General features: G+C 44.5%; 12 protein-coding genes. 9 read left to right on the top strand and 3 right to left on the bottom strand.

From position 1 onward, the window contains the following. Nucleotides 1-26 precede the first annotated feature (26 nt). Nucleotides 27-1391 (top strand): hypothetical protein, encoded by a 1365-nt coding sequence (locus tag Q0Z70_RS10990; RefSeq protein WP_298074491.1) that lies wholly within the window; start codon nucleotides 27-29, stop codon nucleotides 1389-1391. Nucleotides 1392-1664: 273 nt separating this feature from the next. Here the strand turns inward: Q0Z70_RS10990 and Q0Z70_RS10985 are convergent, their stop codons facing one another. Next, the gene (locus Q0Z70_RS10985) at nucleotides 1665-3956 is read right to left on the bottom strand and encodes an outer membrane beta-barrel family protein (RefSeq protein WP_298074489.1); all 2292 of its coding nucleotides are present in this window, start codon (nucleotides 3954-3956) and stop codon (nucleotides 1665-1667) included. A 233-nt stretch (nucleotides 3957-4189) separates the two neighbouring features. On the opposite strand from Q0Z70_RS10985, the gene Q0Z70_RS10980 reads away from it, so the two are divergent. The 3 genes from Q0Z70_RS10980 to Q0Z70_RS10970 all read left to right on the top strand — a co-directional run bounded on the left by Q0Z70_RS10980 (nucleotide 4190) and on the right by Q0Z70_RS10970 (nucleotide 5853). Next, a complete protein-coding gene (locus Q0Z70_RS10980) occupies nucleotides 4190-4948 on the top strand; it encodes a helix-turn-helix transcriptional regulator (protein ID WP_298074487.1) in 759 nt (252 codons plus the stop codon). 291 nt (nucleotides 4949-5239) lie between these two features. Beyond that, nucleotides 5240-5590 (top strand): hypothetical protein, encoded by a 351-nt coding sequence (locus tag Q0Z70_RS10975; protein WP_298074485.1) that lies wholly within the window; start codon nucleotides 5240-5242, stop codon nucleotides 5588-5590. A 41-nt stretch (nucleotides 5591-5631) separates the two neighbouring features. Next, complete coding sequence (locus tag Q0Z70_RS10970) at nucleotides 5632-5853, top strand: hypothetical protein (protein WP_298074494.1); 222 nt, start codon at nucleotides 5632-5634, stop codon at nucleotides 5851-5853. A gap of 141 nt (nucleotides 5854-5994) precedes the next feature. Here the strand turns inward: Q0Z70_RS10970 and Q0Z70_RS10965 are convergent, their stop codons facing one another. Next, entirely contained in the window at nucleotides 5995-7617 is a 1623-nt protein-coding gene (locus tag Q0Z70_RS10965; protein WP_298074483.1) for a DUF4925 domain-containing protein, read from the bottom strand. A 444-nt stretch (nucleotides 7618-8061) separates the two neighbouring features. Here Q0Z70_RS10965 and Q0Z70_RS10960 point away from each other — a divergent pair, with 444 nt between their 5' ends. The 5 genes from Q0Z70_RS10960 (at nucleotide 8062) to Q0Z70_RS10940 (ending at nucleotide 13493) form a co-directional block, all read left to right on the top strand. Further along, nucleotides 8062-8706: a DUF6563 family protein gene (locus tag Q0Z70_RS10960; protein WP_298074481.1), complete on the top strand. Its 645-nt coding sequence runs from the start codon at nucleotides 8062-8064 to the stop codon at nucleotides 8704-8706. 131 nt (nucleotides 8707-8837) lie between these two features. Beyond that, the gene (locus tag Q0Z70_RS10955; protein WP_298074479.1) at nucleotides 8838-9278 is read left to right on the top strand and encodes a PepSY-like domain-containing protein; all 441 of its coding nucleotides are present in this window, start codon (nucleotides 8838-8840) and stop codon (nucleotides 9276-9278) included. A gap of 427 nt (nucleotides 9279-9705) precedes the next feature. Continuing rightward, the gene (locus Q0Z70_RS10950; protein ID WP_298074477.1) at nucleotides 9706-11082 is read left to right on the top strand and encodes an SGNH/GDSL hydrolase family protein; all 1377 of its coding nucleotides are present in this window, start codon (nucleotides 9706-9708) and stop codon (nucleotides 11080-11082) included. A 106-nt stretch (nucleotides 11083-11188) separates the two neighbouring features. After that, the gene (locus Q0Z70_RS10945) at nucleotides 11189-11998 is read left to right on the top strand and encodes an SGNH/GDSL hydrolase family protein (protein ID WP_298074475.1); all 810 of its coding nucleotides are present in this window, start codon (nucleotides 11189-11191) and stop codon (nucleotides 11996-11998) included. Nucleotides 11999-12005: 7 nt separating this feature from the next. Next, on the top strand, nucleotides 12006-13493 hold the full coding sequence (locus Q0Z70_RS10940; protein ID WP_298074493.1) for an MBOAT family protein: 1488 nt from the start codon (nucleotides 12006-12008) through the stop codon (nucleotides 13491-13493). 2 nt (nucleotides 13494-13495) lie between these two features. On the opposite strand, the gene Q0Z70_RS10935 is transcribed toward Q0Z70_RS10940, so the two are convergent. Further along, entirely contained in the window at nucleotides 13496-15154 is a 1659-nt protein-coding gene (locus tag Q0Z70_RS10935) for a beta-N-acetylhexosaminidase (RefSeq protein WP_298074473.1), read from the bottom strand. Nucleotides 15155-15565: the final 411 nt, after the last annotated feature.

Genomic DNA, 15565 nt, shown 5'->3' with positions numbered 1-15565 from the left:
AACTCACGTTATAATAGATTCATTTTATGAAAACATTCAAATTTCTTATCAGTGCATGCGTTTTATACACGCTTTTATCATGTTCTTTTGAACATGTTTTATCATTGCCTGTTGTTCATTATGATTCAGAAACAGCAGAACTGCTAATCGTTCAAACAGATACAATGGCACGAGATACGGCTATTATAAATATTGAAGGATTCTATAGCAAGACTCTTTTGGTAAAAGATACCCTATCTTTGAATTTAAACAAGATTGTAAAAGAGTTTGATCAAATTCAATTTGCGTACAATCTTGCCACACACAATAATAAGCAGACGTTTTCTGTCCAAACTTCTAGAACAAATGATACAGTTTTTATATATTCTTACAACACTAAAAATATTGTTCCTATAAATGTGGCAACAGTTATGTCAGGAAATTGTGTCGGTTTATATGATGTAAATTACAAGAGAAACTATAGAGACAAAATCAGACTGTGGATATTTAAGAATAATTTGAATCCTGATAGTTTACTGATTGAGAATATGAATTCACTTATAAGGCAATTTAACTATTCTGGTCATAATGAGTATGCAAAAATATCAGGTAATCCTCCCATACTAAAAACATTAAAAGACACAAAATATCGGTTTAATGTAAATATGCCTGGTAAATATTTCTATTTATATGCCGCACAAGATGAAAATAGTATAAGGTCTTTTATCGAAAAGAAAATATCAGAAGGACTTAAAGATGCCCAAACATCAACCTCTGAGATATTTATTTGTAACCAATCAGGGAAGGGCGGTCCAAACTGCTTATTTATGATCGGGATAGATGAGAATTGGAAATACACAATAGTTCCCTTAGGTATCGTTTTTGTTGATAATATGGCTCCAAACCTATTTGCAAGCGGACATAGACCTAACAATATGTTATACTCTTTGCATTCTGGGTTGTATAATTCTAGTTCCTCAAGTTCATGGCCAAGCAAGATATATTTGAAGAGCCAAGACGTAATCGTTAAATTTCCAGAACCACCGACTCCATTAACTTCATCCGTATCGATTTCTTATGGGAGTTTTGAAGGGAATGACTATTTTGGGTATAACATCCCATTCTATATTGATGTGAACGGTGATGTTCAAACAATAACGATTGGAACTCACAAGCTCGATGCAAAAAAGGTTAAGAGTGGTGAATGTATAAGACTTCATATGAATGGACTTCATATTGGAGACAATTCCATTCCTTTGTCTGCAACAGACCTAAGAGGGAACAAATCAACATCTTCTCTTTCAATTTCAATCGTTTCACTCAGAAACGATTCCAGTTATGACGACGATGATTATGACGATCTTGATAGTAGAATCAGTGACATAGAACATCGGCTAGATGACTTGGAATAATTTCTAAAGCTTGAAGATATTCCTATATAGTTCAATCTTATAATTAATCATTGTAATTATATATGTTTATAATTACTGAGCAAGTTAAAAATCAAGTTGCACAAATGATATATAGCTATACACAAAACAACGGTTGGGCAAAGCAACTATATTTGTGTAAGATGTAATCAATCAGGTATTGGACTTATAAATTATCTTGGTGTGTGGCAGTGCTTCATGAGTGTGCAAGGAAGTGCGTCGTCAATGCCGCATTGCATGGAATCATGGGATTGGTTAAAGTCTTCCTTTTTCATCTTCACCCGCACCATTCCCTTTGTATTTGTTGCGTGTGTAATTGAACCGATAGGCAATGTTAATCTGAAAATTACGGCTGTCACTGTAATTACGGATATTCACACTCATGTGGTTGCCGTAATAGATGCTGGAGTTGTAGCTGTTTTTGAAAATGTCATTGGCTTGTAAACTGAGTGAAAGCCGGTTTTTGAAGAAGTTTTTATTAATCTGTAAATCGAGTCTGTTGCTGCGCTTTCTAAGAAAGACACCGCTATGGCCGCTGGTGTTACAACTGTAATTTACTCCGATTATCCAGTCTTGAGGCAGGGAGAACGAATTATTCAGCTTGAACAGAAACATCGGCTTTCCCAGTTTTTCGGTTACTCCAAGCGATTTATTGTCAAGGAATTGTTTACTTACGCTTGCACTGTATGTAGGTTCCCAACACCCGAAACGGGGAGAGAGACTGAGCATGGCATTGACTTCCTCTATTCTATCAATGTTGGCATACGTAAACAGAATTGTATTATTATTGTAAGGTTTGTCAACGTTCAGCATTTCATTGTTTTTGTGAACATATCCTGTTGTAAAGTATATCCATTTGTACATCATTTCCAGATTCAGGTTGTGGTAAATGGCCGGTTGGAGTAACGGATTTCCTCCCTCGTATGTATATTGGTCGTCATATTGAACATTAGTAGCCAGCATATAATAGGAAGGCCGTGTCATTTTTGCTCCGTAGCTCAGTTGTGCCTGAAACTTCTCACTTCCATAACTCACAGACGCTTCGGGCAGCCATTTGTTGTATGTCCGGATCTGTCCTTTTATTTTTATTCCTTTCTGATAATAATCTGAGCGAGTGAACTGGTAACGCATCCCGGCTGACAGTTCCCATGCCTTCCAATGTAAGCTGTATTTGGCAAAGGCTGCTGTATTGTTTTCATTTATCCGGTCATCGGTGTCGTAAAGCAGCTGTTCCACATTTTCGAATGTTTCGTTTCGGCGTGTGTAAGTATATTCGCTTCCTGCATCAATCTGTCCGTTTCCCAATGGATATGAAAGTATGATTTTCGAGGCCAGTAGTTTGTTATGCGCGCGGTTGGTCGTGGTGATATAGGTTGGCTCTTCCCCTTCGGGCTGTTGGGTGGTAAGTTGGTCTTTCGTATTTTTGCTGTAGAGATAATCGAAATTGTAATCAATTTGCAGATTTCCCACTTTGCCGTTATAGTAGGCATTCAGTTGGTGGTTTGTACCGTTGGGCATATTACCGTCGTGTCTGTAATTCACGTTTCGCGTAGTGGCTTCTAATTCCGAAACTGTATTGTAATTGTTCATTACAGAGTTCCTGGGTTCGCGGTCGATGGTATAGGTTGCTCCGATAGAGTGGTTGTCGTTGAATTCGTAGTTGAATCCTGCCGAACCATATATCTCCTGCGCATGCGTCAGTATATTTATGTTTCCGTTCTGTTCCAGTCTGTTATAAATGGATTGTTTGTTAGACTGTGTTTGTTTAAGATACATGTTGTTGTAGAACAGGGTTGTGAACAAATCCAATTTGTCTTTCCGATAGTTCAGCGAGACTTGTTCAATGAATCCGCTCCGGTATGCTTGCCTGTAAAGACTTCTCACCAATCCTCCTAAGCCTTCTCCGGCTTTTCTTTTTGTCTTTATCTGTATAACGGCTTTAATCGCGTTGTCATATTGTGTTCCGGGATTGGTAATGACTTTTACGCTTAGAATATCTTCAGAACTGAGTGTTTCCAGTTCAACAGAGTTGCGCACTTCCTTTCCGTTTATATAGATGAGTGGTGTCCCCTTTCCAAATACAGTGAAGTTTCCGTCACTTCCTTGTACATTGGGAAGTTGTTTCAGAATATCGTTGGCCGTTCCGGCTTTACTGAGCAGCGTACCGGCCACATTGGTTTGCAAACCTTCGGAACTTAATTTGAATTTGGGGACTGTAACAGTCACTTCCTTGAGTTGTACCGCTGAAGGGATAAGCTGAATTGTTCCCATATTGCCGTTATGGCAATTCAAGTATTTGTCTTCATATCCTACAAACGATATTTTCAACAAAGCAGCATGTGGCGGTTGTACAGGCAGAGACAAAATGAAATTTCCCTGTGTATCGCTGGTTACTCCAGATATGAATAGAGAGTCAGAAGTCAACGCTACGATATTCGCATATTCAACCGGTCGGTTTTCCGTATCGGTTATTCTGCCGGTTATGTTTTGCCCGTAGATGACAAACGAACTCACGGCTAATAAAACTGAAAATAAGGTTCTTTTCATAACATAAAGCTGTTTGAATGTATTTGGTTTTTCTTGTTTCTCTAATGATTTAATCAATGCTTTTTCCGTATCTTTGTTGTTTCCCTGATGCAAAACTAAGGATGAACGGACTTTTATATTTGCCACAAAAGTGTATTGCTAACAATTGCCCTGCCAGTTTTACACTTTTGTGTGTTAAATGGAGGATGGGAATAAATAATATCGTAATTTTGCAGCCATATTAGAATCGTTTTATGGCAACAACTGTAGGAGATTTCTTCATCGTCTCTAATTCCGTTTATAATATCACGGATGAAGACTATCAGAAAATAAATCTTCTTGTAAATGCAGCCAAGGCATTTGCGAGAAGCACGCACCAGTGTGTGTACATCATAGACTATTTCAAACAGAACTTCCTTTACGTATCGGAAAATCTGGCGTATTGGTGCGGTCAGACTTCTGACAAGATTAAGGATTTCGGCTATCAATTCTATTTGGATTATGTGCCTGAGAAAGAACAGCAGATGCTATTGGAAATAAACAAGAAAGGGTTCGACCTGTTTAATGAGATACCTTTGGCGGATCGTCTTGACTATGCCATATCATACGACTTCCATATAAAGCATGGCAAGAAGCTCCGATTAGTCAATCATCATCTTACTCCTATGGTATTGACAAAAGACGGACGTATCTGGTTGGCGTTATGTACCATATCCATGTCGGCAAGGAATACTCCTGGTTACATTATAGTGAAGAAATCCGGTTCAAAATCTTATTATGAATATTCGTTGGACAAGCACAAATGGATAAAGAAAGAAGGAATAACGCTGAACGAAACGGAGCGTGATGTGCTGGTTCTTTCCGCCCAAGGCTATACCATGAATGACATAGCCGACAAATTATGCAAGTCTGTTGACACCATTAAGTCGTGTAAAAGGGCCCTGTTCTCTAAGATGGGAGTCAAGAATATTGCAGAGGCACTGTCATACGCAACCAATTACAAGTTGTTATAAGGAATCGTTTTCACACATCAGGGAGGAAAGGTAGAATTTAGGGAAGTATTTGACTTCCCGTCCGGTTGTATAAGTCCGTATTTCCGTATCTTTATTGTTTTCCCTGTAGCAACGTAAATTTCTTGCAGAAATCATCCGTCCTACAATAAATCTCTGTAACTTTAGCCTCTGAGAACATAGTGGTAACCGTTTAGATGTTGTTACATAAGCGCTATATAATAACTATGTTTCTAATAATCAATAGAATAATTTTATATCGAACTCATGTTATTTACATAAATTTTTAAGATAATGAAAAGGTATAAGAACGATGAAAAGATTGAAGTGTTGGGAGCGACATTCAATGGAGTGAAAGATATATGGAAACACGCCATCAGTGGTGAACCCAATGGCGGCGTTTACGTGGCAGAAGATTCTGAACATTATCCTTGTTTTGATTCATCTGACTATGCGTATGAGAACCGTCGTTATTGCAATTTCATCTTTTCAAGAGACAAGGACGAACTGGCAAAAAGGCTAAATGAATTAAAAGCCATGTGCCCGCTATCCGGTAATTACAACAAGCTCACGGAGGCATTTCATCCTATGGCTTATTGGAAGGGTGATACACATGACGATGTGTATGTCACTGAGGGTAAATGACCGATAATCTGCGATATGCTGAAGAGTATTATAAGTGAAGAGTGTTGCAAGCAAGTCTGCAATTCAAGAAAGAACGTTTTGGTGATGGTTGGTCGGCGGTCGCTTTGAGAAATTGTTGGCGATTGTTCGAGTCTATTATTGGCTGCCGGGGCGACTTGTACACGGTCGGCAAACTACTCGGACATACGAGCATCAACTCAACGCAGGTCTATGCTGATGTGGTGATGGAAACCAAGATTGAAGCATCTTACAAATTAAAATAAAAGCACTGCAAGATTTGCCCTTGCAGTGCCCTATAAACAGATTCTTCTGTTCCTCAATTGGACTGGAAGCTGACGTCAACGGTCACTAATCCGAACAAGGCTGCCATAGTCATCATTTTTAAATCACGTTTTGGTTAATCCTTATTTTTTGATTAAATCCAGCCCTATATTGAAGGTTGAAAGGTTTTCCCAATCGTTACAGATCTGATAAACAAATCCGGTAGCCATTTGAGCTTCGGCAGGCAACATAGCTGTGAGAGCAGCATACACTTCGGGGTCTTTCAGCAACCGGATGACAAAGTCCAGATCATCACGATCAAGATATATGCGGGTATGCCCGTCCACAGTCTGTATATTCAATGGAATGCCGTTTTTCACCCAGCCAAGCAATGCGTTCAACGTGTCATCGCTTGCTTTCTCCACAACTAGTTGTACGAAATCAGCATAATTTCCCATCATAGGGGCAAGACTTGCCAGCAACGCGCGCAGGCCTTGTGCGTCTGTATCTAAGAACTGATTGATTATGGCAGACAAATCCAATCCCGTGTCGGTCATACCTTTGTCTGCCAATGCCTGGGATACGATGGCAGCCACATTCAATTTCACATTCAGCTGTCCATCCTTTATGAACCAATGGGCAAGGTTGGCAGGTGATGACCGGTATGTACGTCCGTCAAGCATTGCATTCAGTTTTTCCTGCGTGAAACCGCCAGTCATGATGCCTACATAGAGCCACATTATTTGTTTGCTTGGATCATTCAAGTCATATTCGTCAGCCATTGGGATGGCAACGGAAGCCGAAGAATAATCGGCAAGAATGTTTCCATCGGCAGCAAACGTGACACTGCTCAAGGCTTGTGGTAGGATTCCTCCCAAAAGTGGTCTCACAATGAAACCCAAGCTGGAGTTGTCTCCTCCGACCAATCCATTGTCATCTACTATATCTATATAGCAACCTGAACCTGAAGGCAGACCCGACTGACCTTCGTAGCTCTCCGCATTTTCAATCTCCGCCCAACCGTATGTACCGCCTAATTGCAGTTTGTCAGGCATCGTCACATTCAAGGCAAGCGTCATGCCGTTAGCCGCGTTGACCGTACCGTTATATCCTATAGTGGCACCTCCCGATGTGGTGGCAGTACCGGAGAAAGCCCCGTTTTGGTCGGTATATACACTCTCTATGGGAACGCTTGGTTCGCCGGGTACGATGTTGACCAATGTCAGAACCGGAGTAGTACCTGATAAAGTGTAATAGACTGCGGCTCCCATCATATTCACGTCGCTGTATGTCAGCGTCAGGGTTGCCCCCGTATAGCTACCCAAATTAAGTCCCGGGCCGTAAGCGGTCAAATCAAGTGAGAATTTGCCGTCAACGGAAATCGTACCGCCGGCATCCACAGTCAGCAATGCAGGATCTGCGGATACAGACCGCACTTGTGGGGCTGTATTCACTGTAGCGCTTCCTGTAAAAGTGTATGAACTTCCGTCTGCGGCAAGTGTCATTTCGACAGGTATTTCCAAATTAGGATAACCACCCACTGCGTCTGTCAATGTAAGTGTGGCCCGTGATTCGCTCTCGGCCTTGAATGTTACCTGTCCCGTCGTGCTCGTCACACCGTTGACAGTCATCGTGGCATTGCTGCCGTCAATCTCAATAGGCGTGGTCGGCAGTTTCTGCCATTTTTCGTCTTCGTCATCGCTACAGGCACTGAACAAACCACAGAAAAGCAACAGTGCCGCAAATGGTAATTTCTTCAAATTCATATATAGTACTATTATTATATTAACGGTGCAAATTTAGCAAAAAATCACAAATAGGTTATCATACGGTTACCTTTATTTGTCTATGTTTATTTTTTGTTCGTTCATAAAATAGGTTTTCTCGGATTACCTTACAAGCATAAAATTATCATAACTGGAATAATGATTTGTGTTTTTGAGGCAAAACCGCAATGCCACCTCTTCGGTTATGCCCACGAAGTATACGGAAATGTGAATCAATTTCTATAATGGAACAATGCTTGATAATAGTTATATCTTTAAAGCTGCCCACAGGTTATTACCGTAAAGAGAGGTATGAAAATACGGTCAAATATCGTCCCGATCTTTTCTTCTTTATATTATTTTGGCCGCATCCTTGCAGGTTTTTCTAAAATAGCTTACCTTTATCTCGGAAAACCAATGAACCGGAGAGGAGATAGTTTTAATATGAAAAAATGGGTCGTGTTGCTGGTGTTGCTGTGTGTCTCGGGGTTGTTTCTGCCTTGCGAGGCTCAACAGATTATGTATGCCAACCTGCGTGAACTGGTGGAATGTGAAGGTGATACGGTTACAACGTTACGGGTAGAACGGCGCAGTAAAAACCAGATACTGCTGATGGGTGGAGGCGACTACCGGATCGAGGTTGACGAGAACCCAGGCTTGAACCACTATTTGCGCAAGCGTTGCTACGCGGTGCGGATTGATACGGCTTTGTATGTTAATTGTCGCAAGATGCGCTATAAGCGTTACCGTTTTGGTAATTGCTATGCAGCTGCCATGCAGGTGGGCGGCAAGTTCTACTTTTGCGCCCAGCCTGTGGGACAGGCAGCTACGAGTACGGCCCAGGCACCCGATGCGACCAAGTTGGGCGGTGAAGTGGGCGATGCCATTGCTGCATCGGCGCTGGTAGCTGCCCGTGTGTTCTATGAAGTCCAACCCGAAACGGGTCGTGCCGAGTTTGTCAGTAGGGACAAAATGATGGCTCTTCTGGAAGGTTATCCCGATTTGCAGGCAAACCTTCGCTTGGAACAGAGTGAAGCGGCCGATGTGATGGTGCATTACCTGCGGGCACTGCAACGTATGGATAAATAGGGAAACTTTTTTTCTTTTTTCTTGCCTTTTCTTCATTTCTTCCAAATCTTTCCAGAAAGGCTGCTTTTCTTTGCTGTACGATAACAGATGAAAAGGACAAATAAGTATTAACCCTTTAAAAATGTACAGTTATGAAAAAGTTATTCTTTTTATTAGTGAGTGTGTTCACCCTTCAGTTTGCATCGGCCGACAACGATAAACCGATTACGGTCGAGCAGCTTCCTGCCGTTGCACAGCAGTTCGTCAAGAAATATTTTGCTTCGGAAAAGGTGGCTTTTGTTAAGGAAGATTCCGAGTTGTTCGGCACTTCTTACGAGGTGATGTTTGCCAACGGTGATGAGGTCGACTTTAATAAGAAAGGCGAATGGACCGATATTAAGTGCAGACATTCGCAGGTGCCCGCTGCTGTTGTGCCGCAAGCCATTCAGAAGTTTGTTGCCGATCGCTATCCTGATGCTAAAATCATCACTTTGGAGAAAGATCGCTACTCTTACGAAGTGAAGCTCAGCAACCGTTGGGAGATTAAGTTCGACACAAAGTTCAATGTCGTCGACATGGACTCTGACGATTGAAAAATACTTTATGCACAAGTCGATTTGTGTACCTGTTTATGCTGGGAATGAAGTGTAGCTGCTCTGTGCGGGCGGCTGCATTTTTTTGTGTTTGTACCCTTCAGACGCTTCGGGATGTGCCGGGTGGGCGTTTAAAGTTTCAGATTTCCTCCTGTTATTATTTTTTTCAAAAAAGAGAGGAAACGCAATGAGGTGATTGCTTTTCCTTTCCGTATATTTGCAGCGTCTTATTGCTGAATGCAGAATTATAACTCTGGTTTTGGAAAAAAATGAGTGATAATGCAAAGTGTTCGGAAGTCTAAAACCGAACCGGGAAAACGGATTGTAGACAGGCATTTAAGTCGCGCGGCATAAAAACATCACAATGGATGACAACGGAAAAAACGTCTGCGAATATCGGCGCATGCCGCAGGGATAGAATGAGAATATGGAGAAAAACGAGCTGAAGAAAGTAGGAGGGTTTGTGTTGGTGGTGATGGTTGCTTTGCTGTTGCTGCACCGGCTTCCGGTTATGGAGGTAGGGGGATATGCGCTGAGACGTGTGGATATTCTGGCCGACATACGGCGTCCGCTTATCATTGCAGACGAACCCGATTCGCTGGAAGTGTGCCTGCCTGTAGCCAAACCGGCCTTTGTCGATACTTGCCCGACGGGCAAGGTGTGTATCGAGGACTATAGTGACAGTACCCGTCGGGGTATGTCGGCCTTTTACGAAGCATTGGATGAACTTGCACAGCATCCGCGTCCTGTGCGCATAGCCTATTTCGGCGATTCTTTTATTGAAGCAGATATCTTGACAGCTGATTTGCGTGCCATGCTCCAACAGAAATATGGTGGATGTGGGGTGGGTTTTGTTCCCATTACTTCTTCCGTTAATGTTTTCCGTCCTACGGTGATCCACACTTTTGGCGGTTGGGACAGTCATGTGGCTACGGATCACGCGGGTTTCGAGCGGAGCATGCAGGGAATTTCGGGACATTATTTCTATCCCCATGATGACGCTTATGTTGAAGTACGCGGGCAGCGGAAGTATGCTTCCCATCTGGACTCTTGCCGGCAGGTCAGTGTCTTTTTCCGCAATATGGGAACGTTGGATCTTTCGCTCAGGATCAATGGGGCAACGACTTTGTCCCAATCGTTCGGGCCTGAAGAGCAGATACGCGAATGGAGCGTCGGCGGGCGTATCGGTACGGCCCGTTGGACAGTGAATGCAGCCGATTCCGCTGTGTTCTATGGCGTGGCAATGGATGACTTATCGGGTATTGTGTTGGACAACTTCTCGTTGCGCGGAGGGTCTGGCTTTTCCCTGCGTTTTATTCCTCTTCAGACATTGAAAGAATTTAATGCCTTACGTCCCTACGACCTGATAGTGCTGCAATACGGGTTGAATGTGGCCACCGAACGAGGGTACGACTACAACTATTATGTCGAGGGTATGACTACCGCTCTGAAGCATCTGAAGGAGGCTTTTCCACAGGCTGCTATGCTGATTGTCAGTGTGGGTGACCGGGATTACAAAACCGAAGAAGGCGACCTGCGCACGATGCCCGGCATCCGTAACTTAGTGCGCTATCAGCAGCGCCTGGCGGCTGACAACGGAATAGCTTTCTGGAACCTGTTCGAGGCAATGGGAGGGAATGAAAGCATGGTAAAGCTGGTGGAAGCAAACCCGCCCCAGGCCAATTATGACTATACCCATATCAATTTCCGCGGAGGCAAATACCTGGCCGGTCTGCTTTACGAGGCGTTGGTTTATGGGAAGGAACAGTATGACAGAAAACGAGCTTATGAATCGGAACCCTAATGTGAAATATCTGAATAGAAGGATATCGCGATGCAAAGTCTTGTGTCTGCTGGTTGTCATAAGCCTCTGTCATCTGCGGGCTCAGGATGCTTTGCCTTTGCAGGCTATGGCAGACCGTGAGACCGCTCCTTGTGATACGCTGTTTGCTTATGGACATCGTACCGATACCATTGACTGGTCGCCGGTTGTCTGGCCTTCGGCTTTCCGCATGCAACAGACTAATGTGTTGACCGGCAGCTTGGAAGTCCTTCATCCTTTTTGGGAGAAATTACACCTGATGCGTGTCGGAAATGTTGCTGACACAGTCCGGGTGGTACACGTTGGGGACAGTCATATTCGGGGACACGTGTTGACGGATACTGTGGCGGCTTTATTGCGAAAAGTATTTGTCAATCTGGCTTATCGGGATTTTGGCATCAATGGGGCACTCTGTATTTCTTTTACTCGGAAAGAGCGGGTCGAAGCAATAGTGGCTCTTAAACCCGATTTACTCATTTTATCATTCGGCACCAATGAAAGTCATAATTACCGGTACGACACGGAGGTTCATTACCGGCAGATGGATGAGTTGGTTCGCATGCTTCGGGAACGATTGCCCGATGTGCCTATGATACTGACTACACCGCCCGGTTCTTATGAAAGCAAACGTCATGGAAAGGGCCGTCGAACGTATAAAATCAATCCCCGTACTCCGGCTGTAGTGCGGAACATCATTCGTTTTGCCGATGCAAACGGACTGGCAGTCTGGGATTTGTATGACATTGCGGGAGGAGTGGAGCGGGCCTGCCTGAACTGGCAGGAAGCCGGACTGATGCGTCCCGATCATATCCATTTCGTGCCTGCCGGATATGCCTTGCAGGGTGAGTTGCTTTACGAGGCTATTGTGAAAACGTATAATACTTATGTGGAACATTGATTCAATATTGACCTACTTTAACGTTGATTTGTCCCGCTTGCGCGATGTCTTTTTGTACGACCCGCAGGCTCCTATGATTTTCAGCAGCGGCTTGTTCCTTTGGTTGTTTGCTGCCTTTGCGGTTGTATATTTGCTTTTGTACAGACGTACAACTGCCCGTTTATTGTGTGTCACCCTGTTTTCCTATTATTTCTACTACAAGAGCAGCGGTACGTATTTCTTTTTGCTGGCGTTGGTTACAGTCAGTGACTTTCTGATAGCCCGCTTCATGGCGCGGACAGCCGTGAAGTGGAGGCGTAAGTTGTGGGTTACGCTGAGCTTGGCCATCAACTTGGGCTTGCTCTGTTATTTCAAGTACACCAACTTCTTTGGAGAGTGCTGGGCATCGTTTACGGGTGGACACTTCGAGCTGCTGGATATTTTCTTGCCGGTGGGTATCTCGTTCTTTACCTTCCAGTCGCTGAGTTATACGATTGACGTCTATCGGAAAGAGATTACCCCTCTCCGTAATCTGCTTGACTATGCGTTTTATGTGTCCTTCTTTCCTCAGCTGGTGGCGGGCCCCATCGTGCGTGCACGCGACTTCATTCCTCAAATCCGTCGTCCGTTGTTCGTATCGAACGAGATGTTCGGTCGCGGAGTGTTCCTGATTATGGCAGGATTGTTCAAGAAAGCCGTCATATCCGACTATATCAGTGTGAACTTCGTGGAGCGGGTCTTTGACAATCCGGCTCTCTATTCGGGTGTGGAAAATCTGATGGCTGTCTATGGGTATGCCTTACAGATTTATTGTGACTTTTCGGGCTATAGCGACATGGCGATAGGCATTGCCCTGCTGCTGGACTTCCATTTCAACATCAATTTCGATTCGCCCTACAAGTCGGCTTCGGTTACGGAGTTTTGGTGGCGTTGGCACATTTCTCTTTCCAGCTGGTTACGCGACTATCTCTACATTTCGCTGGGCGGCAACCGGAAGGGGAAGATACGCCAGTACATGAACCTTATTATCACCATGTTTTTGGGAGGCTTGTGGCATGGCGCATCGTGGAATTTTGTGCTTTGGGGCATGATGCACGGAGTGGCGCTGGCCCTGCATAAAGGCTGGATGGCGCTGATGGGCCGTCCGAAGGGTAAACGTCCGCACGGTGTCCGTCGTTTTCTCGGTATGCTGGTTACCTTCCATTTCGTCTGCTTTTGCTGGATATTCTTTCGTCATGCCGAGTTCTCGTCTGCGGTCGATATGCTGAAACAGATTGCTACGGCTTTCCGTCCGCAACTCTTTCCGCAACTCATTGCCGGTTATTGGGAAGTATTCGCCTTGATGGGGCTGGGCTATGTACTTCATTTCCTGCCCGGCAGTTGGGAAAGGGGATGTACAAAAACAATAATCCGCCTTCCCCTGGTGGGAAAGGCGGTATTGTTGGTCACTCTCATTTATCTGGTTATTCAGATGAAGAGTGCCGATGTACAACCCTTCATCTATTTCCAGTTCTGAGATTATTCTGCCTGTACGGAGTCTGCCGGGGCGATGAACACGTGCTTGGCGTAACTCAGCCCGTCACGGTCGTAGATTCTGGCCAGTGAGTTGAGTCGTTCCAGGAAGTTGTTGTATTCCTTTTTGCTCGGATCGGTCCACTGCACCTCAGCCAGTGCGGCCATACGAGGCAGGATCATGTATTCTACCTGCTGGGTCGAAGTTATGTATTCGGTCCATAAATTGGCCTGTGCGCCCAGGATGTATTTGGCCTGCTCTTCATTGAGACCTTCGGTGGGGTTGAAGCTGTACACTTGTTCTACAGGGATATAGCCTCCGATAGCGTCATAGGGTTCGTTCTCCTTGTCCTTGCTTTGGAAGTAGTCGAAGTAGCAATAGGTGTTGGGGGTCATAATAACATTGTGTTCCATCTGTGCAGCCTTGATACCTCCGGCCGACCCGCGCCATGACATGACGGTAGCGTTGGGTGCCAAGTCGCCTTCCAAAATTTCGTCCCATCCGATGATCTGGCGTCCGCGTTCGTTGAGGAATTTTTCGATGCGTGCGTTGCAGTAGCTCTGCAGGCGGTCTTCGGCCGAGTGGATCTTGTCAGCTTTCAAACCTTCCTTGCGGATGAGAGCCTGGCACTTCGGACATTTCTTCCAGCGTGTACGCGGTGACTCGTCACCTCCGATGTGGATGTATTTCGATGGGAAGATGTCGATGATTTCAGTCATTATGTCTTCTAAGAAAGGAAGAGTCTTTTCATTGCCGATGCAGAGCACATCTTCGAATACGCCCCACTCGGGACATACTTCATACGGACCGCCCGTACAGCCCAGTTCGGGATAAGCGGCCAGTGCGGCGAGCATGTGACCTGGCAGGTCGATTTCGGGAATGACGGTGATGTATCGTTCTTGTGCATACTTCACGATTTCGCGGGCTTCGTCCTGTGTATAGAAGCCGCCGTAAGGCGTGTTGTCATATTCGCCCGAATTATGTCCGATGACCGTGCGTTTGCGGATGGAGCCTACTTCGGTCAGTTTCGGATATTTCTTGATTTCGATACGCCAGCCTTGGTCTTCAGTTAAATGCCAGTGCAGGGTGTTCATGTTATGCAGAGCCAGCAGGTCGATGTACTCCTTGACGAACTCTATGGGGAAGAAGTGGCGGCCTACGTCGAAGTGCATGCCACGGTAGGCGAAGCGTGGCTGGTCTTCTACTTTACCGGCAGGTAACAAGATGTCGGCGTCAGTGGCCTGAGCCGGAATGGATTTGCGGAGTGTCTGGATGCCGTAGAATACGCCGTTGGCTGTCTGTCCGCAGATGCTGATGCCATTGGCTTCGGTTGTCAGGCGATAGCCTTCAGCGTTGGCGATGCTTGAGTCCAGACTCAGGACGATAGCTTTTCCGGGCTTTTTCCCGTTTTCGATAGCTTTGGTTTTCAACGTGTAGCCTGTAGCTTCGGCAATGTATCCGGCCAGAAATTCTGCATTACGCTTCAACAGGTCATTGTCCTTCGGATAGGCGATGACCGTGTTTTTACTTAGTTTGAACGGGCTCTCTTGCGAAATCGTGATTTCCTGCGGCAACGGGACGACATCATACGACGTAGCCTGCTGCTCGTTGGAGCTACATGCGGCAAGAACGCATGCCACAAAGGGTACGAATAGCTTTTTCATGGTTTTGTTGATTAATACTGAGGTTATTTAATTAAATAAGATATTTGCGATGCAAAGATAAGAAAACCTTTTGAAGGTTCCTGTATTTTTAGCTCTTTTCATTGCAGGAAGTGCATTTTTCTCTTGTTGGCTTATTGCATTTCATTGTTTTCCCCTTTTGAAATTGCCGCTTCCTCCTTTATAAGCCGTCGTTTTCCCTTTTTCACCTGCCCGCCGGCAAGTAGTTGTATTGTACCTGTTCGCGCGCGTGTAATATAAATAAGGTGTATTTTTGCATTCTTTTGTCTTTCCTGTTCCGTTCGTGGTGTATTTATAAGGATTATTTTAGTTTATATAGAAAAAAAAGTTCTCTAAAAATTTGGATGATATGTTTCAGAGTTTCTACCTTTGCACCCGCTTTCCGTTAAGACG

Origin of the sequence: uncultured Bacteroides sp. (assembly GCF_947632445.1) — a bacterium.
In the GTDB taxonomy this organism is placed as follows: domain Bacteria; phylum Bacteroidota; class Bacteroidia; order Bacteroidales; family Bacteroidaceae; genus Bacteroides.
Note: the sequence above shows the minus strand (reverse complement) of the source record. Positions and strands in the feature narration are given on the sequence as shown.

Excerpts from the sequence above, each read along its gene's own strand:
- Q0Z70_RS10990 (WP_298074491.1), top strand. The coding sequence starts at position 27 with ATGAAAACATTCAAATTTCTTATCAGTGCATGCGTTTTATACACGCTT.
- Q0Z70_RS10985 (WP_298074489.1), bottom strand. The coding sequence starts at position 3,956 with ATGAAAAGAACCTTATTTTCAGTTTTATTAGCCGTGAGTTCGTTTGTC.
- Q0Z70_RS10980 (WP_298074487.1), top strand. The coding sequence starts at position 4,190 with ATGGCAACAACTGTAGGAGATTTCTTCATCGTCTCTAATTCCGTTTAT.
- Q0Z70_RS10975 (WP_298074485.1), top strand. The coding sequence starts at position 5,240 with ATGAAAAGGTATAAGAACGATGAAAAGATTGAAGTGTTGGGAGCGACA.
- Q0Z70_RS10965 (WP_298074483.1), bottom strand. The coding sequence starts at position 7,617 with ATGAATTTGAAGAAATTACCATTTGCGGCACTGTTGCTTTTCTGTGGT.
- Q0Z70_RS10960 (WP_298074481.1), top strand. The coding sequence starts at position 8,062 with ATGAAAAAATGGGTCGTGTTGCTGGTGTTGCTGTGTGTCTCGGGGTTG.
- Q0Z70_RS10955 (WP_298074479.1), top strand. The coding sequence starts at position 8,838 with ATGAAAAAGTTATTCTTTTTATTAGTGAGTGTGTTCACCCTTCAGTTT.
- Q0Z70_RS10950 (WP_298074477.1), top strand. The coding sequence starts at position 9,706 with ATGGAGAAAAACGAGCTGAAGAAAGTAGGAGGGTTTGTGTTGGTGGTG.
- Q0Z70_RS10945 (WP_298074475.1), top strand. The coding sequence starts at position 11,189 with ATGGCAGACCGTGAGACCGCTCCTTGTGATACGCTGTTTGCTTATGGA.
- Q0Z70_RS10935 (WP_298074473.1), bottom strand. The coding sequence starts at position 15,154 with ATGAAAAAGCTATTCGTACCCTTTGTGGCATGCGTTCTTGCCGCATGT.